This window comes from Psychrobacter sp. Ps4, from assembly GCF_022129285.1.
Taxonomy (GTDB): Bacteria; Pseudomonadota; Gammaproteobacteria; order Pseudomonadales; family Moraxellaceae; genus Psychrobacter; species Psychrobacter immobilis_A.
Genome location: NZ_JADQAK010000001.1, coordinates 221,779 through 243,455, shown reverse-complemented (window position 1 = coordinate 243,455; position 21,677 = coordinate 221,779). Strand labels below are relative to the sequence as shown.

Annotated in this window: 12 protein-coding genes; 9 read left to right on the top strand and 3 right to left on the bottom strand. The window is 42.0% G+C overall.

Annotation, left to right across the window (positions count from 1 at the left end; translation table 11 throughout):
* Positions 1-69: 69 nt before the first annotated feature.
* Genes I3252_RS00970 through I3252_RS00960 form a run of 3 tightly spaced genes read left to right on the top strand, consistent with a single transcriptional unit; the run spans position 70 to position 3,028 of the window.
* Positions 70-1,755, top strand: coding sequence for a nitrite/sulfite reductase (locus I3252_RS00970; RefSeq protein ID WP_238033932.1), 1,686 nt, complete (start codon positions 70-72; stop codon positions 1,753-1,755).
* A complete protein-coding gene (locus I3252_RS00965) occupies positions 1,748-2,338 on the top strand; it encodes a DUF934 domain-containing protein (protein WP_238033931.1) in 591 nt (196 codons plus the stop codon). The genes I3252_RS00970 and I3252_RS00965 overlap by 8 nt, the downstream gene beginning before the upstream one ends.
* A gap of 51 nt (positions 2,339-2,389) precedes the next feature.
* A complete protein-coding gene (locus I3252_RS00960) occupies positions 2,390-3,028 on the top strand; it encodes a phosphoadenosine phosphosulfate reductase family protein (RefSeq protein ID WP_238033930.1) in 639 nt (212 codons plus the stop codon).
* 156 nt (positions 3,029-3,184) lie between these two features.
* Here I3252_RS00960 and I3252_RS00955 read toward each other — a convergent pair whose 3' ends face one another.
* A complete protein-coding gene (locus I3252_RS00955) occupies positions 3,185-4,000 on the bottom strand; it encodes a DUF817 family protein (protein ID WP_238033929.1) in 816 nt (271 codons plus the stop codon).
* Between the two features lie 390 nt (positions 4,001-4,390).
* On the opposite strand from I3252_RS00955, the gene I3252_RS00950 reads away from it, so the two are divergent.
* Positions 4,391-5,341, top strand: coding sequence for an acetyltransferase (locus I3252_RS00950; protein WP_198329909.1), 951 nt, complete (start codon positions 4,391-4,393; stop codon positions 5,339-5,341).
* Between the two features lie 258 nt (positions 5,342-5,599).
* Positions 5,600-7,204 (top strand): siroheme synthase CysG, encoded by a 1,605-nt coding sequence (gene cysG / locus I3252_RS00945; RefSeq protein ID WP_198329908.1) that lies wholly within the window; start codon positions 5,600-5,602, stop codon positions 7,202-7,204.
* A 104-nt stretch (positions 7,205-7,308) separates the two neighbouring features.
* On the opposite strand, the gene I3252_RS00940 is transcribed toward cysG, so the two are convergent.
* Positions 7,309-7,974 carry a DUF4377 domain-containing protein gene (locus tag I3252_RS00940; RefSeq protein WP_198329907.1) on the bottom strand — a complete coding sequence of 222 codons (666 nt, stop codon included), beginning with the start codon at positions 7,972-7,974 and terminating at the stop codon, positions 7,309-7,311.
* A gap of 274 nt (positions 7,975-8,248) precedes the next feature.
* Between I3252_RS00940 and I3252_RS00935 the strand changes: the two genes are divergently transcribed.
* From I3252_RS00935 to I3252_RS00920, 4 genes are all read left to right on the top strand, one after another.
* Positions 8,249-9,796, top strand: coding sequence for an exonuclease SbcCD subunit D C-terminal domain-containing protein (locus I3252_RS00935; protein WP_198329906.1), 1,548 nt, complete (start codon positions 8,249-8,251; stop codon positions 9,794-9,796).
* The gene (locus tag I3252_RS00930; RefSeq protein ID WP_238033928.1) at positions 9,796-11,310 is read left to right on the top strand and encodes a hypothetical protein; all 1,515 of its coding nucleotides are present in this window, start codon (positions 9,796-9,798) and stop codon (positions 11,308-11,310) included. Before I3252_RS00935 ends, I3252_RS00930 begins: the two co-directional genes overlap by 1 nt.
* Positions 11,311-11,369: 59 nt before the next feature.
* Complete coding sequence (locus tag I3252_RS00925; RefSeq protein WP_238033927.1) at positions 11,370-15,365, top strand: AAA family ATPase; 3,996 nt, start codon at positions 11,370-11,372, stop codon at positions 15,363-15,365.
* Positions 15,366-15,429: 64 nt separating this feature from the next.
* Positions 15,430-16,479 (top strand): WG repeat-containing protein, encoded by a 1,050-nt coding sequence (locus I3252_RS00920; RefSeq protein ID WP_238033926.1) that lies wholly within the window; start codon positions 15,430-15,432, stop codon positions 16,477-16,479.
* A 150-nt stretch (positions 16,480-16,629) separates the two neighbouring features.
* Here I3252_RS00920 and I3252_RS00915 read toward each other — a convergent pair whose 3' ends face one another.
* Positions 16,630-21,477: an NAD-glutamate dehydrogenase gene (locus I3252_RS00915; protein ID WP_238033925.1), complete on the bottom strand. Its 4,848-nt coding sequence runs from the start codon at positions 21,475-21,477 to the stop codon at positions 16,630-16,632.
* Positions 21,478-21,677: the final 200 nt, after the last annotated feature.

The window sequence follows — 21,677 nt, the reverse complement described above, 5'->3', positions numbered from 1 at the left end:
AATAAGATTGATTACACACGCCAATCATTTTCGTCGCTGCTTTTATGTTTAAAAAATTGAGATTACGTCATGTATCAATATAACTACGCTGACCAAACCTTGGTAGAAGAACGAGTCGCCCAGTTTCGCGACCAAACCGAACGGTTTTTGGCAGGCGAGCTGCCAGAAGAGCAATTTTTGCCGCTGCGTTTGCAAAACGGCCTCTATATCCAGCGTTATGCGCCGATGTTGCGTATCGCCATTCCTTACGGCTTGCTTGCCAGCTATCAGCTACGCAAATTGGCTGAGATTACCCGTAAGTATGATAAAGGTTATGGGCACATGACCACCCGTACCAATATTCAGCTGAACTGGCCAAAACTAGAAGAAGTGCCAGACATTTTGGCAGAATTGGCAACGGTACAGATGCATGCCATCCAAACCTCAGGTAACTGTATCCGTAACACCACAACGGATCCTTATGCGGGTATCCATAAAGAAGAAATTGCTGATCCACGTCCTTATTGCGAAATCATTCGTCAGTGGTCAACCTTCCACCCTGAGTTTGCTTTTTTACCACGTAAATTTAAAATTGCAGTCATCGGTACCGAAGCGGATCGTGCGGCAACGCAAGTACATGATGTGGGTCTGCACGTCGTTACCAATGACGCAGGCGAGCTTGGCTTTGAAGTGATCGTTGGTGGTGGCTTAGGACGTACGCCTATTATTGGTAAAACGATTCGCAAGTTTTTACCGCGCGAGCATTTACTCAGTTATCTTGATGCGGTTTTGCGCGTCTATAATTTGCATGGTCGTCGTGACAATAAATACAAAGCCCGTATTAAAATTTTGGTCGACAGCTTAGGCGGCGATCAGTTTGGCAAATTGGTGGAGGCTGAGTGGGAGGCGCACACCAAAGACGGTCCGCTGACCTTGACGGATGACAATTTTGACACCGCTGCCAGCTATTTTAGCATGCCTGATTATCAGTCATTTGATGCGCTCGCAGTACAATCAGAGTTGCAAGCACAATTGGCAGACAATAAAGATTTCGCTGATTGGTATAAGCAAAACACCGTGGCACATAAGGTGGACGGTTACCGTGCGGTAGTAATCTCTTTAAAAGCCGGACTGGTGGACGGTCGTTATGTGCCATCAGGTGACTTGAGTGATGCGCAAATGGATGCGCTTGCCGATTTGTCTGATCGTTATAGCTTTGGTGAATTGCGCGGTACGTATCAGCAAAATCTAGTATTCGCTGATGTGCAAACCAATGAGCTTTATGAATTGTGGCAGCAGCTATCAGATTTGCATTTAGCACGCGCCAATATCAACACCTTAACCGACATGATTGTCTGCCCAGGTTGGGATTATTGCTCACTGGCCAATGCGACTACGCACAATATCGCTGAGCAAATCGAAAAGCAGTTTAATGATTTAGATTACTTGTATGATCTTGGTGATATTCGCCTAAACATGTCAGGTTGCATGAATGCTTGCGCCCATCATCACACAGGTGATATCGGCATCTTGGGTGTGGACAAAAAAGGCGAGCACTGGTATCAGATTAGCCTTGGCGGTAACTCTAGTAATGACGCCAAGTTGGGCAAAATCTTAGGAAAAGCGGTGCCAGCGGATGATGTGGCCAGCACGCTACAAACCATTTTAGATGTGTATCTCGATATACGCGGCACTAACGAACAAGATGTTGAGGGTTTTGGTGACGTGATTGACCGCGTTGGTATCGCCTCCTTTAAGGAGAAGGTCTATGGCTAATCATCATGTGCTTGATAGCCATGGCGCAGACATCAGTGGCGAAGATACTTGGCAAGCGCTAGCGACAGCGCAGCTGCCTGACGGTATCGCGTTATCAAGCTTGACCTTACTTGAGCTGTTACACAAACAAGAAAAAGTTGATGTACTTGTCCCATTAGCAGATTTATTAAATGCTGATGGAAAACTGGCAAACGGTTTGCTCGCGCAAGTATTGGATATCCTCAAGCAGCACAGCAGCCGATTGGGTGTGTGGATCACATCCAACACCGATGCTGATGATCTGTCTGATGTAAAAGACTTTTTATTGACGCAAGACTTGATCGTCATTCATGTCCCAAGTTTTGTGGATGGTCGCGGTTTTAGTTTTGCACAGACCTTGCGTCAGCTTGGTTATGAAGGTGATATTCGCATGGCAGGCGCGTTTGGTCGTGATCAAATCGCTTATTTGCTGCGCGCTGGTGCTACTAGCTTTGTACTCAATGAGCATGATGCTAAATCTGATATTAGCCAAGCCTTCACTGCCCTAGCCAGTAGCTATGATGGTCGAGATGCTTCAGCATTACCGATGTTCTCAAAAACCTAAACTCGATATTAAAGAACCATTTTTATATTAACAATTATTAAGGAATGTATTATGAGCCAATTACACCCAAACCTAGATATCGACCAAGCAAACCAAGATTTGCAAGGTAAATCACCAGAAGAGATTGTAGCGTGGGCGCTGACGCAAGCCAAAAACCCAATCATCACCACCAACTTCCGTCCTTATGAGTCAGCGATCTTGCATTTGGTTGCCAAGCAGCGCCCTGACATCACGGTATTGTGGGTAGATTCAGGTTATAACACCGATGCGACCTATCAATTTGCCAACAAATTGATTCGTGATCTTGATCTCAACGTTGTGACTTATATCCCTAAGCAGACCGCTGCACACCGTGACGCGACGATGAATGGCATCCCAGGTATCGATAACCCACAGCATGACGAGTTCACAGAGCAAGTTAAACTTGAGCCATTCCGCCGTGCCTTAGATGAGCTAAAGCCAGATGTGTGGTTCAATGCTATTCGTAAAGACCAAACCGAATTCCGCCAAGGTCTTGACGTACTTAGCTTGTCAAAAGACGGCGTACTAAAAGTAGCCCCATTGTTTGAAAAAACAGATGCTGATTTGGATGTATATCTAGAAGAGCATAACTTACCAAACGAGCATGACTACTTTGATCCAACTAAGGTAGAAGAAAGCCGTGAGTGTGGCTTGCATACGCAGCTTTAGGTATTTCGTAGCTTTACGATAAAAACACTTCTTAGATATAAGAGGTGTTTTTTTATTGTCATAGTAGATTCAATATTCAGTCCCACAAAATTTGAATCTATAATCCAAGTGCTAGCGCTACTGCCAAAACAATGAGAACACACGCAAGTATCAAAATTATCGAGCTAACTGCCAACCGCCTTTCTCATCCCTTTTACCCATGACTGCCAAAACCAACACTAGACTTAACATCAGTAATAAGTACCAAGAGCCCAGCTTACCCCAACCTACCATATGCCATGCATTCGCTTGTGACGGATAACGCCAAATATTGGTAAAAGTAGCAATATTTTCTGCCAACCAAACCAAAAAAGCGAGGAACAACAGTAATGGTAAAAATGGACATTGATATTGCTTGGTATCACGCAATTGAAGATTATTTTTGTGATGGATTTGAAAAAATACTCTGGTTTTCCAAAATAAAACTACTGAAGCGATGAACAATATATTGCGAATATCAGGGACAAAAAACTTAGTAAAGAAATTGGCATAAGAAAAAATAACCAATAAACTCACCCATAGTAAACGTGGTAAGTCGGTAAAAGAGGCATTAAACAATCTTAAGCCACGCGCTAAAAAACTACCTACTGCCGAATACATAAATCCGGCGAAAAGTGGCACAGTGGCAATTCTAAAAATTGCTGGTTCAGGATAGTACCAAGAACCAATTTTGGGATGGGTTAAAAACAGCTCCATTGCCATGGCCATAATATGAAAAATAGCAATGACCCATACCTCACGCGGTGTCTCTAATTTGAAATAAACCAAAAAAACCTGAATAATCAAAGCATAAGCCAACAACAGATCATAGCGATAGATACCAGAAATTGACCAACTTATTTGATGAGTCAGTACAAAAGCCAATAATAAAAGTATGCCAAACAAAGCAGACGCTAAACTCAGCGCGGCGCCACGCGGAATAATGTTCAACACCTTAGATTAGCACTACAATCATATTGACTACCGTTTATTGCTTTAACAGCTCGCTTAATACGCTATGGTGAACCATGACATACATCCTCCTATTCCTCACAATAGCTTATTATATAAAGTATTCATTAGAGGCCGCCAAACTATAGCAAATACTCCGCTTAATAGACAATTTTCTATTATTTTTGAATATCTCTATCTGTATAAAGAAGTCAGTATTTGAATAATTAACGTTTCTTGAACGTTTTATTGTCTAACATTGCGGTATTCTATGGCTTGCCTCAGTGGCTGCTCAGCATTAAACCGACGCTATAAAGCCACATCATGGACAAAGTTACTCATCCTTTTTTATTTCCTTATAGGCACTCGCGCTCATTAATATGGATATTTATTATGTCTTTTATAAAAAAAATCGATTCACTCTATGAAAAACTGCACGATAAGCTACCAGCGGTAGGCAAGACCGCCTCTTTTTTAACTGGTACGAGTGTTCTTACTGCCAATAGTGCAATGGTGGGCTTGCCCATCTGGACTTTGGGAGCGGCAAAAGTATTGACAGGAGCAAAAGCTGCGGATGATGCGCTGATTGCGATTACCAAATACTGGATTAATAGTAATAACGCCGTCATTGATCATGCCCTACCTCACAAAGACTGGCGCATTAACCTGCCTGACGATCTGAGCGAAGACAAACAGTATCTATTGGTAAGCAACCATCAATCATGGGTTGATACCAGCATTGTGCAATATATCAGCCAAGATACGTTGCCTCTGACACGGTTTTTTACCAAGTTTAATCTGATTTATATTCCTGTTATCGGTCAAGCCTTTTATTTCTTAGACTTTCCGATGATGAAGCGCTTTTCTGCCAAAGCGATGGCCAAGAATCCAGAGCTTAAAAAACAAAACTTGCTTGAGGCTAAGCGTGCCTGTCGTCAATTAAAAAACAAACCTTTCGCGCTATTAAACTATTTGGAAGGCACGCGCTTTACCCCAGAAAAACACGACCAGCAAAAATCCCCTTATCAGCATTTGTTAAAACCACGGGCTGGCGGTTTGTCATTAGCCATTAATGCGTTAGGCAATGAGTTGGATTCTATCTTGGACGTGACCATTGTCTACCCAGACGGCGCGCCTGACTATGATGATTTATGGAAAGGTAATATTCGCCGTTTGGGCGTCGATGTGACTCGCTTAAAGATACCAGATGAATTATTTGCTGCCATCATGGACGGCGGCTATGACCGTGATGAAACCACCAAAAAAATGATGTTTGACTGGTTAGAGGATATCTGGCAACAAAAAGATGCCCGTATGACTAAGATGCTGAGTGAGTTTGAGTAGGTTTTTGTACGTGGTCAAATCTCATTATTGCTAATATCTAATGCAAAAATCTAATCTACATGACAGCCACAAGCTTTGACGTAAGCCTGTGGCTTTTTTAGTTCTGTATTTCACGCCTTACCTATTCCCTTTTACACCAAAAACCCTCACCAACATGACAAAAACGAATATGCTAATGCCAATTCGCTACGTGAGCGTATGCCTGTGATACCTCATAATAGCGACATACCTTACATTGAATGAATTACAGGTAATCCTATGAACACCTTTCCATTATTTTTTAAATTAGAAGACCGTAAAGTACTCATTGTTGGCGGCGGTGATGTGGCGCTACGTAAAGCAGATTTGCTCAGCCGTGCTGGCGCGTGCATCACTGTTCTTGCGCCAAATATCTGTGTTGAACTACAAGCCTTGCTCAGTGACAGTAAGCACGCACTCATTTATGAGAATTATAATAAAACTTATATGACAGGCGCACGCGTCATTATCGCTGGCACGGATGACGAAGCGCTGAACCATCAAATTCATGCCGATGCTACGGCATTAAATATCCCTGTAAACGTCGTCGATACGCCACATTTATGCGATTTTATCTTCCCTGCGATTGTTGATCGCAATCCAATCGTGATTGGCATATCGTCAAACGGCAAAGCGCCAGTGTTGGCACGTCTATTACGCGCTCGCCTCGAAACCTTGATTCCACAAGGCTATGGTAAATTGGCAAAGCTTGCTGGGGATTTTCGTAGCGAAGTGAAAACTAAAATACCTACGCTGACAGGACGCAGGCAGTTTTGGGAAAAAGCATTTGAAGGTCCAGTCAGTCAGCTGATGTTTGCTGGTAATGAAGATGAAGCGGCGGCACAATTACAAGCCGATTTAGATAAAACAGCATCAATTATCACTGAAAAACATACAGAGAATGATATATCCACAGAACCTCAAACCCTACAAAATAATGTAGGCGAAGTCTATATCGTTGGTGCAGGCCCAGGTGACCCAGAGCTGCTCACTTTTAAAGCGCTGCGTTTGATGCAACAAGCGGATATCGTCTACTATGATGCGCTCGTCTCACCGCAAGTGTTAGATCTATGCCGCCGTGATGCTGATAAAGTATTTGTTGGCAAAAAACGCAGCAATCATGCAGTAGCGCAATTAGGCATTAATGAATTGTTGGTCAATAGTGCTAAAGAAGGTCGCCGTGTGGTGCGTCTGAAAGGCGGTGATCCCTTCATCTTTGGGCGGGGCGGCGAAGAAATTGAGAGCTTGCGTGCGCACAGTATCCCTTATCAAGTCGTCCCCGGCATTACCGCTGCCAATGCCGCCGCAAGCTATGCTGGCATTCCGCTGACCCATCGTGACCATTCACAGTCGGTACGTTTTGTCACTGGATTTTTAAAGGCTGGCGCGCCCAATAGTAATTTTAAGAGCTTTTTGAATACGGATGAAACAGTCGTATTTTATATGGGATTGCATTCGCTGGCGCGTTTGACGACAGGCTTGATTGATGCAGGGCGCAGTAGTGATACCCCGATTGCCATTGTCTCCAATGCCAGCATGCCCAATCAGCAGGTATTAACGGGAACGCTTGCCGACATCGTTGAGTTGCAAGAAAAAAACCAGCTACCCACGCCAGCCTTGCTCATTATGGGAGACGTGGTCGCACTCCATCATGATTTGGCTTGGTATAATTTGCAAAATCAGCAGAAAAACAACAATAGTGACACCACAGCTAGTAACTGGCTACGTGGTGGCACAGCGGCTACACCAAAGGCAAATCATACTAGCCAGCAAGCCCATGCGTTATCTATGGTGGCTAATTTGGCAACGGCTGATGATGGTTTGGAGCAGTTAGTGATTGGTTGACGTATGATCTTCAATTTCTAAAAAGCCCTGCCAGTAGATTAGTAGGGCTTTTTAGTATTTAGTATAACGCTATTGATCTTTTATGAGCTATTCATTTTTAACAATTAAGATTTGGTCTTTTGTTTCTCAATGACTTTTATTAGCGTGCTATGAATTGATGATGCGTCAGCAGGCGGATTGCTAATAGGTGTATTCTTAATGAGCAAAGTGTATTCATAATTAGGTTCAAAATCAAAACCTTCTATACCACTATATCGATACTCCCAGTCGGCGTTAGCTTGTTCAGCAGGCTTAGTCAGTAAGCATGATTGCGGCGCAACACCGACACAGTCTACTTGATGGTCAGCGATGATAATTTTACGCAAAATATAAGGCATCGCATGGACAGTAATGTGGCGCTTACTATCTATCTCTGATTGTGATGTCGATTGCTCTCCCATCACTTCAACATAATCGCCTATGGTTAATTTCTGCATTTGATGGGCGTTTTTCTGAGCAAAGTTGGCTTTACTGATTTCTGCGGTATACGTCTGTCCATCCTGAGCGACGATAGTGACTTTTTGCTGCTCTCTGTCTTGCGAGATGACGTCAATCACTTGACCAATGATTGCGTCAGAATGACTCGGTTTGATCGAATGGAAAAACGCGGTGCTATCTTTTATTTGACTCACACTGGTTTTATTATTCATATTTGCTTGCTCATAACTGCTACAAGCAGCCAAAGAGGAAGTGGCAATTAAAGCCAATGTGCATAATCTGATCAACGACATAACATACCCTTATATTAATAATGGCTTGGATGTTACTAAATATGGACCTTTTCTAGTACCATTCATTTGTTACTTAATACTATTAAAAATCCGCTTTGTTAATCAGCTTTTTTAAATAGCCATTATTTTTAATAAACGATCATCGTTTCATTTACGGCTAAATGTCACTACTCATTCTTATCTACTTTGCTTTACTGGTAAGTTTATAACAAAGCAAATCGCACCAATTCTTGCTAGAATAATCGATGTCTTTTATCCATCATGAAACTCAATTATGCCTGTATCTACTACCAAACCTCTCACTATCCTTCATACTTCCGACTGGCATTTGGGGCGCAGGCTTTATGGACGAATGCGTTATGCCGAATTTGAGTCGTTTTTAGATTGGTTGCAAGACACCATTAGCCTACAGAAAGTGGATATACTAATCGTTGCTGGTGATATCTTTGACACCATGACCCCAAGCAATAGAGCTCAAGCGCTATATTATGGATTTTTAGGTAAGGTTTCAAAATCATGCTGTCAACATATCGTTATCGTCGCAGGTAACCACGATTCGCCGACATTTTTAGATGCACCAAGTAACGTACTCAAGTTTTTAAACGTCCATGTTATTGGTACTGCTTGTGAAGACTTAAACGATGAAGTATTGGTGTTAGACGATACAAATGGAAACCCGCATTGTATTATTGCGGCTGTTCCCTATTTGCGTGATCGTGATGTCCGTAGCAGTAGTGCTGGCGAGTCGGCTGATAGCAAAGACGCCAATGTCATTAAAGGCATTCGTGCCCATTATGATGAAGTAGCTAGCATTGCTAAAGCGAAGCAAGCTCAATTAGTTGAAGTATACCAGCATCACATTCCCATCATTGCCACAGGGCATCTATTTGCAGCTGGTGGCACCACCACTGATGATGATGGTGTGCGTGAGCTTTATGTCGGCTCACTCGGTAAAATTTCTGCTGACATGTTCGATGAAATTTTTGACTACGTTGCACTTGGACATTTGCACGTACCGCAACGCGTCGGTGGTCGTGAGAGCATTCGCTATTCAGGCTCGCCAATCGCGATGGGATTTGGTGAGGCTAAGCAACAAAAGCAAGTATTACTGGTACAGTTTGGTAATGAAAAATTCATGAATGATAGTGTTATTAATAGCTCAGACCTACAAACGGAAGTTACTCCTGCGGAAAATAAGAAAACCTTGAGCAGTACTAAGAGCAATAACGACTTTATGGATGACTTATTTGGCTTTGAAGATACTTCTAAAGAGGAAATTATATCGTTATCAGAATCAGAAAGTAACGACCCTCTAAGTAGTAATCACCAGTTATTACCTCAACTTACGAGAGATAAAAACCCTAGTAAAGATTCGACATTGCTGCATCACGACACTGACCGTGACATGCAAGTCCTCTCTGTCCCCATTCCTTGTTTTCAGTCATTAGCGCAAGTCTCAGGTGATATGCAAACCATTGAGACAACCATTCATACGCTGACGCAGTCGTGCTCATCGTTAGAGTCAACTTGGCTTGAAGTTATTTATACTGGCGATGACATTGTTGCCAATCTGCGTGAACAAATAGAAGCTATAGTAGACGGCTTGCCATGTGAGGTACTGAAAATCAAAAACCTTTCCACTTATGATAAGGTGCTCAATCAAGAGTCAGCCTCTGAAACCTTACAAGATTTAAATGAGTTAGAAGTATTTGAACGCTGTCTGACGCTTAATGAGGTAACAGACGCGCAGAAGCTGAGCCTACGCGACGCTTATGAGCAAATACTGCATGCCATTCATCATACAGACAGTAGAGCAGAATAATGACCGAACAAAATTGGGATACAAAGTACGAAAAATTAAAACCGATTATTGATTGGGCTATTAAAAATAATATTTCAGAAGACATTATTCCAAGAAGCGTCAGACAATTGGATCAAGTCACAGAAATAAATATGGCGTCCAAGCAAATAAATGATCTGCCCGATAGTTTTGGCAATCTTATTAACCTTACTACGCTTGATGTGAGCCTTAACAACTTAACGACCTTACCTGATAATTTTAGCAACCTTACTAATCTCACTAAGCTTAACCTGAATTTTAATAGTTTGAAGAATCTGCCTGATAGTATAGCTAGCCTGACACAACTAACTCAGTTAGCTTTTGCAAATAATACGTTAACACACTTACCCAGTTGTATTTACAACCTTACTAAACTAGAAGTTCTTGAAGCTTCTGATTGTGGATTACTTGAACTACCAAGCTGGATTGGTGCACTACAGCAACTAAAAACACTAAGTGTACATGAAAATAACCTCTCCTCTCTGCCTGATAGCATTGGTGATCTCACCGCGCTGGACGAGCTGATGCTATCTGACAATAAACTCAAAGAATTACCAGATAGTATGAACAAATTAACCCAGCTTTCACTACTGAGTATTGGTAACAACAGCTTCAGTCAATTCCCTGAAATCATTACTGAGCTTTATCTATTAGAGCATCTTGAAATCTCTGAAAACAACCTGTCTCACATACCTAATGAGATTAGTAAGCTTACCGAGCTATCTATCATTAATGCTAGCGATAACAATCTTACTCAATTTCCTGAAGCTTTGTATAATGTTCCTTCACTAGTAAATATTCATCTGCCTAATAATCAGATATCAAATATCACATCTAATATCTCTAATTTGACACAATTACACACGCTTAATCTGGATTTTAATCAGCTCACTGAACTTCCAAGATGCACACAAGTAACACTGCTTAGCGTAAATAACAACCAAATTGAGCGATTACCCAATAGTTTTAGGGATTTTTCTGAGTTATACGGATTGTCGTTGAATAATAATAAAATCACTGAGTTTCCAAATGACATTCAAGTAGGTCTATTAACACTTAGTGGTAATAAAATATCCATATTACCTGACAGTATTGGCAATATATCGACGTTGACTGTTCTAGCACTCGAAAACAATCAAATAACCACATTGCCTAGTAATATAGGCTGTCTCCATCAATTAGCAGTTCTTTTACTAGACAACAATCAACTCACTGAACTTCCAGATAGCATTGGTGATTTAATAGAGTTAGAGCAACTGACACTAGACAACAATCAACTTAATGAGTTTCCAGATAGTATTGGCCAGCTAACTAACCTCAGTGTACTTAATTTTGAACACAATAATATTAAAGTGCTACCTAAAAGCTTTCAAAAATTAATTCAGTTACCCAGCCTTATTGTCATCTTGGATGACTACAAACCCTCTATATTCAAATCTATAAGTAATTTTATTTTCCGTTTTTTTATCAAGCCTTTTAAGCGAATCCCTGCTTAATAATGATGACAAAAAATAAAACACCCTAATTTTACTACCAAATTTTATAAGACCCTGCCATGCGCCTAATAGAATTACGCCTAAAAAACCTAAACTCGCTCAAAGGCGAGTGGCTTATTGACTTCACCGACCCCGCTTTTATTAGCGAAGGTATTTTTGCCATTACCGGACATACTGGCGCTGGCAAGACTACCATTTTGGATGCGATTTGCTTAGCGCTATACAGTCAGACTCCGAGACTGGGTGATATCACAGGTGCATCTAATGAGATGATGACCCAAGGTACTGGCGAGTGTTCAGCTGAAGTGGTTATAGAAATTGGCGGTAAGCATTATCGCTGCTTTTGGTATCAGCATCGCGCGCATAAAAAACCCAAAGGCAAGCTTGCCTCTATTATCCATGAGATCAGTGACGTTGAAACAGGTGATATCTTAGAGGATGCTAAGTCTAAAACAGCGCCGTTTATCAAAGAACTCATTGGCATGGATTTTAGCCAATTTACGCGCTCAATTATGTTGGCGCAAGGTGGTTTTGCTGCTTTTTTAAAATCAGATACATGGGAAAGAGCCGCTATTTTAGAGAAAATAACTGGCACTGATATTTATGCGCAAATATCTAAAAATGTCTTTGAGAAAAAACGGGATAAGGAGCATGAGCTTGCTAAATTGCAAGCTGGTGTGGATAGCTTACCCTTATTGAGTGCTGAAAACGAAGCACAACTGATAACAGAACTACAAACGCAGCAAAGCTTACAAACAACGCAGCAGCAAGACTTTGATACCATCACTAAGCAACTGGGCTGGCTAGATGACGTTGCGAAATTAAAGCAAAGCTTAGCGCAAAATCTCACCGCACTGACCAACGCCACACAAGATGAGCAAGACTTTGTTCCCAATGCTTTGCGTCTAAATGCGGCCAATAAGGCGCTTGAGATTGAAGGCGCTTTTCAAGCACTGACGCACAGTCGTGATATAAGCAAACAACTCAGCAATGAACAACAGGATTTACTTGATAAAATCCCTACTCAAACAACATTATTAGAGCAAGCGACCACGACTTTTAACGTTGCCAATACCTCTGAATCCCAACTGGAAAATGAGCTACGCGATACCCAGCCCATCATCGATAGCGTGCGAAAAATCGATACCAAAATACAGCAGCACACACATACGTTAGCCGCTGATAATCAGCGCAAAAACATCTTATCATCGAGTATCCAGCGCTTATCACAAGAAATAATGATACATCAAACAGCAGAGCAAGATATTAAGAGCGAGCTGACTCGTATCGCAAGCTATCTAGGCGAGCGTAGTGCGCTAAATAATATTGATAGCGATATTATTACCTTTAATAATAATTGCACTCGTATGAAATCATTGCTACAGAGCAATATTCAATCAAGTGACAATAAACAGGCGTATCAACACTCAAATAGCCAGTTGCAACAACAACTTTCGACTCTCAATCAGCAACAAGAAGCAGATAACAAGCTTATTGAGCAAAAACAACAAGTACTTAAAGAATTACAACAGCAGCAAACGGCATTATTAGAAGATAAGTCACCAAATGAGCTACGTGCTGATATTGATTATATAGACACGCTTACTCAGCACAGTGAACAAATACGCCTTGGACTCCAGCAACTGGCTGACGTTTCAGAAAGAATAACTATTGTTAGCGCAGCTGTGCCAGATATCCAACAAGCATTGAATACGCTTAGAGATATAATAACTAATCATGAATCAGCTATTAAAGGCGAAAAAACTCAACGCCAAGACAAGCAAGACTATCTTGAAGCACTACAGAAAGTTGCTAATCTTGAGAATTATATTATCGAGTTACAGGATGGCATGCCATGTCCATTATGCGGAGCGCTTGAACACCCCTACGGACAGCAGCACCCACTATTAGAAAGTCATAATAGCCAACATGAGACCTCATTAACGGAACAAACACGGCAACAGATTATTAATATTGATATGCGTATAGATAATATGACGCACGAATTATCAGATTGTCAAAGTCAATATGCTGGCAAACAAAACCAGCTGCAAAATGAAAGCAATCAACTCGCCACATTACGCATGCAAGCGCAAACGCTTTGTAGCGATATCAATAGCTATATCGAAAATAATATCAATTCTGACACTGACACTGACACTGCTATCAACACTATTGTTCAGCCTATAAGTGATATGAATAATAAAATACTGTCAGTTACTCAGTATTTAGCTGGCGATGCTGCCGACAGTATAAGCACAGACCCACAGTTGCTTAGCCATTTATTATCTACCGTCAACGATGTTAAAGCAGCACTGAGCCAAGAAAAAGAAAGGATCAAAAGTACGCTTAACCAATATGACAGCTTCACTCAAACACTGTCTGAGACGACCGAAGCGCTTGATAATACTCAAAAACAACAGCAGCACTATCATAATGATAATCATAAGATAACCACTGATATTAGGCTCAACACTCAACGAATAGACGACATAGATCGCGTGCTACAGGCAAGTTTTGTGGAGCTGACCACAGTAATAGCTGCGGTAGCGACTGTGGTAGAAACCTATCCGGCTGATCAATATCAAAATCATTTAAGCAAGATATCTGATAATGATTCAACCCATAGTGTAATAACAGATTCTACTGCAATAAAAAATACTTTATCAATATTAAACAATAGCATTCAAGATAAAATAGTTGTTAATCAACAGGATAGTGATACATATATTGGTCATTTGCGCCAGCTAAGTTTGGGTTTAAAACAGCTGAAACAGTACTTTCATGCTCAAAAAGACAGCGCCCAAACCTTACAAACGGAAAGTAGTAAATTAACCACTCTAATTGAGGCCAAGCAAGTACAGTTGGATAATGAAAATACTGAGCTTAATAAGCTTAACAACAGTATCGAAGAACAAACAACAGCGCTTAAGCAATTACAAGACGATAGAACACAGAAATTCACTGATAAAGATCCTGATGAAGAAAGCAATCGTTTGCATACAGCACTTGATAACGCGAAGTCCAAAAAGGTAGAAGCACAAAGGCAACGAGATAATAACGAGCAGTTGCTGTTGCAACTACAGAATCGTGCCCAACAACTATCAACTGATCTTAGTAAGATTTCTATCACGCTTAGCACACAGGAAAGTGAGTTTTCAAGCGTGTTAATACAATCGCAGTTCGATACTGAAACTGATTTTTTTAACGCTCGTCTGCCGAAAGCGACACGTGATACGCTCCAACAGCAATACGCCTCTATTGAACAGGCTTTAAATCATGCCAACATGCAATTAAAACAGACGCAGCATGCATTCGATGAAAAGGTATCTTTGGCATTAACTGAGCTGACAGATGAGAATCGAGACAGTCTTGCCAGTAAGCATACTGAACTCAAGTTAGAGAATGAGCAGCGATTGGGCGCAATTGGGGCAATTAAGCAGCGACTAATAGACAATGAACAACAAAAAGTGGCGCAAACAACGCAAAATATTGCCATAAATGCTCAAAAAGAAGCCTTACAAGTGTGGCAGCAGCTGTATGAGCTTATCGGTTCAGCAGATGGTAAAAAATATCGCAATTTTGCACAAGGTTTAACCTTTAAAATTATGATTGACCATGCCAATATTCAATTGAAGAAAATGAGTGACCGCTATTTGCTAACACCCGATATTAATAATCCGCTAGAGCTCAACGTTATTGATAATTATCAAGGCGGTGATATTCGTAGTACCAAGAACCTATCAGGTGGCGAAGGTTTTATTATCAGTCTCGCTCTAGCGCTTGGCTTATCACAAATGGCCAGCCAAAATACGCGGGTCGATTCACTGTTTTTGGATGAAGGTTTTGGCACGCTTGATGAGGAGTCATTAGATATTGCCCTCGACACCTTAACCAACTTGCAACAAGAAGGTAAAATCATTGGTATCATCTCTCATGTGCAAGCGCTGAAAGCACGCATTTTTACCCAAATTCACGTGAAGAAGCTCTCAGGTGGTTATAGTGAAATAAGTGGTCAAGGCTGTAGTAGAGTCACCACTAAAGATGCTGTTTAAAGTGTGAAAGAGATGAAAGGACTATGATGATATTATTATGATGCTAAGTAGGGTTATACAGAGTGTGGGTAACGCAAAGATTGCTAACGCCCTGCCCGTTGTTTTAGTTGGAGTCTTGGTTATCGCGACTGGCACCGCTCAGGCAACCATCAGCTGCGCTGGTTATTTACCGAATAGCTATTTTGAGCGTATTGAAACTAACGTACCCTTTGCTGGCAAGTTAGTCGAATTAACAGATGGGTCGCAGCAGCTACAAGATTTAAATGGCACCGTTATTCTCGATGGATTGACAGACGGCTATATATTGATGGATAAGTATTTATTGGCTCAGAAAAACGGAAAATATGGTGTCGTAAACGCAGCTGGCAAGATAATTGTGCCTTTTGAGTATGACGATATTCAAACTGAACCTGATATAACGACCAGCTTTATTGTCAGCGTTAAGTCATCAGATGATGCTCGCAATGCCACCAAACAGGGTATTATCAATCGCCATGGCGGCTGGGTTTATCCGTTAGACAATGCTCATATCGAGCATGCGCATTACGATTCTGCCCAAGATTATTTTATAGTTACTAACAATAACGAGCTAACAGGATTGCTTGATGATAGAGGCTACTGGGCTGTAATGCCGCAATATGATGCGATTCATCCGTTAAATGCCTGTACAGGCGAGCCATTATACCTGCAGGTCAGCTTTAAAAATAAAACGGCGCTTATTGACCAAAACAATGATGTCATCATTCCACTCGCTGCCAACCAACATATCGAATCTTTTAATAATTCTACCAAGCCGCTACTATTTTTACGCAGCACGTTAGTTGCTGGTAGCACCGCTACTGGCATGAGTGAAGATATTCAAGAGGATATTATTAGCGCTCAAATTATCGACGCTAATGGTAAGTTAATCCTCGCATCAGACGCACCGATTAGAAAACTGCTATATCATCAGCTCTATACTTATAAGCAAGCGGGTAAGTTTGGGATTATTAATGATAAAGGTGAAGTAACACTAAAACCCCAATTTGACAGTTATCGTGATGATGCGGATAAAGTATGGCTTGAAAAGAATGGTAAAATGCGGCGTTTAAATACATTGATAACGTTAGAGTAGCGCTTTTATCATTTTTACTGCTTCTATTTTAATGCTCCTATTTATCATTCGAGCATTAGAAGATAAAAAACCACCGTTAATTAATAACGGTGGTTTTTTTGAAAAGATCTTTATCTTGTTGTTTATTGAATGACTACTTAGTTAGTTTAGTTACTTAGTGACTAAACCGCTTAGCTCACTCATCAATACTGACAACGTTGAAAGACCAATTTGACCATTTTCATCATTGCTATGCAGATTATCTAACTTGCTCATCTCTGTGGTGACAGACTCCAGATGATCTAAGTGGCGTGAACGCCATTCACCAAATGCTTGCTTGGCATCTGGTTTTGATAATACCGCATCCATTAGTAGACGCAAGCTACGTGACAGCTCATTCATCAACGCATGACGTGCGCGGCGATCCCAGTAGTCTTGCTGTGGTAACGTTGCGATGTTGTCCATCATCCAATCTAACTGTAAGACGTGATAGGCATCAAAGTACAACGTTGCAATCTCATCAACAGGACGCTCATATTGCTCAGCGAGCAGTGCGGCATCAAGTGCATCAACATGATAAGGCAGCATCGCAAACAATGCGGCATCACTATTAGACAAATCATTCTGCATCAGGCTAGTGGTATCTTCTTGCAAGTATTCTGCAAATTGTTGCTCAATAAAGCCGCCTGATTTGGTTAATTTCTCAACACTATCACTAAAGCGACTAATCATATCAGCGACTTGCAATTCTTGACCAAAGGCATTGATAAACCAAACCACACCTTGCTCAAGCGCGTCACGTAGACGCAGCTCAAGAGTTAGCAGTAATGTAGCATCGACTTGATTGTCCAGTGCTTCAAGGGTGTTCCAAGCTTTTGACACATTGAAGACATCACGGCTAATCGCATAACCACGTACGATGGTCGCAAGCGATTGGTCTGTTTCCTCATAAAGACGGAACAGTGCTTCAATACCCAAACGATTGACCACACTATTGGTCAAATAGGTGCTGATAATCTCACGATGTAAGCGATGTTCAGTCATCTCATCAAAGAACCGCGTCGCCAGCTCATCAGGGAAATACTTGCGCAGCTCATTGATAAAGTACGCATCATCTGGCAAGTCTGATGATAACAAGTTGTCATACACCCACATTTTGCCATAAGCCATGACAACTGCCAGCTCAGGGTTGGTCAAGCCAGTATCTGCTTTTTGACGTTTGGCAATTTCTTCATCTGATGGCAGATATTCAATCGCCCGATCAAGACGCCCTTCACCTTCTAACATCTGAATAAAACGTTGATGATCGCTTAAGTTAGCCGCCGCACGAATGTGGCTAAGCTCGATCGCTTGTGGCTGAAGGTAATTTTGACGCAATACCAGTTCTGCCACGCTATCAGTCATGCTCTCAAGCAACTCATTACGCTGCTTTAAAGTCATGTCGCCTTGCTCGACCACTTTGCCAAGTAAAATTTTGATATTGACTTCATGATCTGAGCAGTTTACGCCGCCTGAGTTATCGATAGCGTCGGTATAAATGCGACCGCCTGTTTGTGCATATTCGATACGCCCTTGCTGGGTAAAGCCTAAGTTACCACCTTCACCAACGATGGCCGTACGTAGCTCATTGCCGTTGACCCGTACTGCGTCATTGGCACGGTCGCCGACATCAGCATGGCTCTCATTCACGCTTTTCACATAAGTACCGATACCGCCATTCCAAATGAGATCAACAGGCGATTTTAACAACGCACTGATTAACTCATTGGGTGCCATGCTGTCTTCAGCGATATCAAAACGCTGTTTCATCTCAGCACTGAGCGTGATGCTCTTATCTTGGCGGGAGAAAACGCCACCTCCTTGGCTAATAAGCGACTTTTCATAGTCATCCCACGTCGAACGCGGCATGTCAAATAAGCGGGCACGTTCTGCGTGTGAAGCAGCAGCATCTGGATTAGGATCAATAAAGATATGTAGATGGTTAAATGCGGCGACCAGCTGGGTATGGGTTGATAGCAGCATACCATTGCCGAATACGTCACCGCTCATATCACCAATACCAACCACGGTAAAGTTATCACGGTTCTGAATGTCCATGCCGCGCATACGGAAGTGGCGTTTGACCGATTCCCAACCACCGCGTGCAGTGATACCCATGGCTTTGTGATCGTAACCAACTGAGCCACCTGAAGCAAAGGCATCGTCGAGCCAGAAGTCATATTCAGCAGACAAGGCATTGGCAATATCAGAGAAGCTGGCGGTTCCTTTATCAGCCGCGACCACTAAGTACGGATCATCTTCATCATGACGCACGGTGTTGGCTGGCGGGACAATTTTGCCATCAACGATATTATCCGTCACATCGAGCATGCCGCGTAGGAATGCTTGATAACAAGCAATGCCTTCGGCTTGCAATACGTCGCGACCATCTGCCATGGTTTTGGTTTTGACGATAAAGCCGCCTTTTGAACCAACAGGAACAATCACCGCGTTTTTGACCATTTGTGCTTTGACCAAACCAAGCACTTCGGTGCGGAAATCTTCCATACGATCCGACCAGCGCAGACCACCACGGGCCACTTTACCACCGCGCAAATGCACCGCTTCAACACGCGGCGAATACACGAATATCTCAAACATCGGCTTTGGTTTTGGTAGATTAGGAATATCTGCTGCCAAAAACTTAAACGATAAACGATCTTTACGCTGACCATCGCTATCGGTTTGATAGAAGTTGGTGCGTACCATGGCGTTAATTAAATCTAAGTACCAGCGTAAGATACGGTCTTCATCCAAGCTATCCACACCTGCCAATGCAGCCATGATTTGCTGGTGAATCTGAGCGGTTTTTTCTGTGCGCTCATCTTCACTGTACTTAGGGTTCATACGGGCATCAAACAGACTACCGAGCGCCACGCTAATGTCGCTATTTTTTACTACCGTTTGCTGAATATACGTACTAGAGAATGGTGCTTTCGCTTGCATCATATAGCGTGACAATGCTCGTAGTACCACCACATCATAAGTGTCTAAATTGGTCGTTAATACCAATTCGTTAAAGGAGTCACTCTCGACATGTCCCGCCCAAATCTGCTTGAGACTGTCTTCAAACTGACCACGCACCACTTGCATGTTGACAGTATCGACATGCTCCAGTGTTAACTCATACTCTTGCATCCAAATGGGCTGCTCTGGCAAATCAAACTCATAGGTTTGTGCTGAAATGACAGACACACCAAAGTTTTCAAGGATTGGCAGGACTTTGGATAAAATAACAGGCTGTTCACGACCATACAGTTTTAGGTGTAATTGATTGCTTGCGTCGCCGGTTGATTGGTATAAATGCCAAATCATCGGCTGTTCTGCTGTCAATACAGCCAAACGCTTGGTGTCTTCAACCGCAGTACGGGCATCAAAACGCTCTTGATAAGCCGCAGGGATATAATTCAAAAAGCGACGGTTTAAAGCATTGGCTTGTTGTTCACCGACATTATCCAGCAGCATTTTTTGATAGCTGTCGCTCCATGATTGCATTAAAGCAGATAGTTTGGCTTCAAGTGCAGCAGTATCGACGTCTTTCACTTGACCTGGCACTGTACGTACATGGACATGCACACGTGCGTGAGCTGATTCATTGAATTCTGTGGTAAAGCCTGATGATGTGCCACCGTAGGCTTCTTTTAGGACGTTCTGTACTTTGATACGTAGCTCTGTATTGAACTTGTCGCGCGGGATATAGACCAAACATGAGACAAAACGCTGATAATGATCCACACGGCTGAATAGGCGCAGGCTCTTTTTATCTTGCAACTGGCTGATACCAGAAACGATAGGATATAGCTCTTCAACGCTGGCTTGAAAGAGGTCGTCACGCGGTAAGGTGTTAATCACATGCATCATTTTATGGTGCGCATGACCGTCACGCGGCAGTTCTGCCATCGCCATAATCTTATTGGCTTTGTCACGTAATAGCGGAATTTGCTGTACCGTTAGTTGATACGCTTGTGAGGTCAATAGACCAATAAATCGATATTCACCAACCAGCTTACCACTATCATCAAATTTATGAATACCTAAAAAGTCCATATATACGGGACGATGCACAGGCGATACACGGCTTGATTTGGACAACATCAATACGCGCGGTTCAGTCAATAGTTGCTTTAATACTTTTGGCAATTGGCTAAAACTTTCTGACAGTTTATCTTCTTCGGCACCGCGTAATAGACCAAGACCGCTATTACCAATGGCGAATAAATCTAAATCAGCAGGTTCAGCATTCACTTCGACAGCCTGCCCGCCTTCCAAACGGTATTCACGATAACCCAAGAATATAAAATGATCGTCTAATATCCAATCTAAAAATGCTTGTATTTCTTGCTGCGAGTAAAAAACTTCTGGCAGCGGCTTGTTTGATAGCTCAGCTTTGATATCCGTCAACTGCGCACGCATCTGCTTCCAATCGCCAACGACTGTATCTAGCGTATCAATTTTTGCCAATAACATTTGCTGTAATGCAGCCAGATCTTCATCATCTTGATAGGCAATTTCACAATGAATCAAAGACAAATGAGAGGTCGCGCTTTCATGTGCGCCTTCGACATGAGTAATATGACCATTATCATCACGTGCAACACTGACAATGATGTTATAAGTACGATGAACATCGATACCTTCAGACTCAAGACTCATCAAAATCGTATCGACTAAAAACGGTCTGTCATAGGCAACAATTTGAATAACCGTATGTGAGCTATGAAAATGCTGCTCTTCTGCTTTGGGGTTCAGCACCTTCAGTTGTGGCTTGCTGCCATCATAGGCTTGGAGCAACGTAAAATGATGTAATGCCATGCCCGCTAGGTCAGCATTACTGATAGTCTCAGCTGCCTCTGCGTGCAATGGCTGATAATAGCTATGAATAAAATGATCAAATAATGATTTGTCTTTTTGTACATAACTGGTAGCAATATCGCTTATCTGGCTGATGCGCTCTTTTGCGATACTGAGGGAGTTTGGCATGTCCTTCATCCTTTTTTATAGATTTAATTTATCATTTATTTAAGTTTATTAATTCGTACTAACTAATGGCAGCGCATAAATATGTGAAACATTATTGGTGCTGCGGAGCAGTATATCCATTTACGCAATTTATTCTGTTTTTTCTTGATATTTTAAGTTTCTCTCCTTTTTTAACCCTTATTTTTAGGAATATGTCGCAA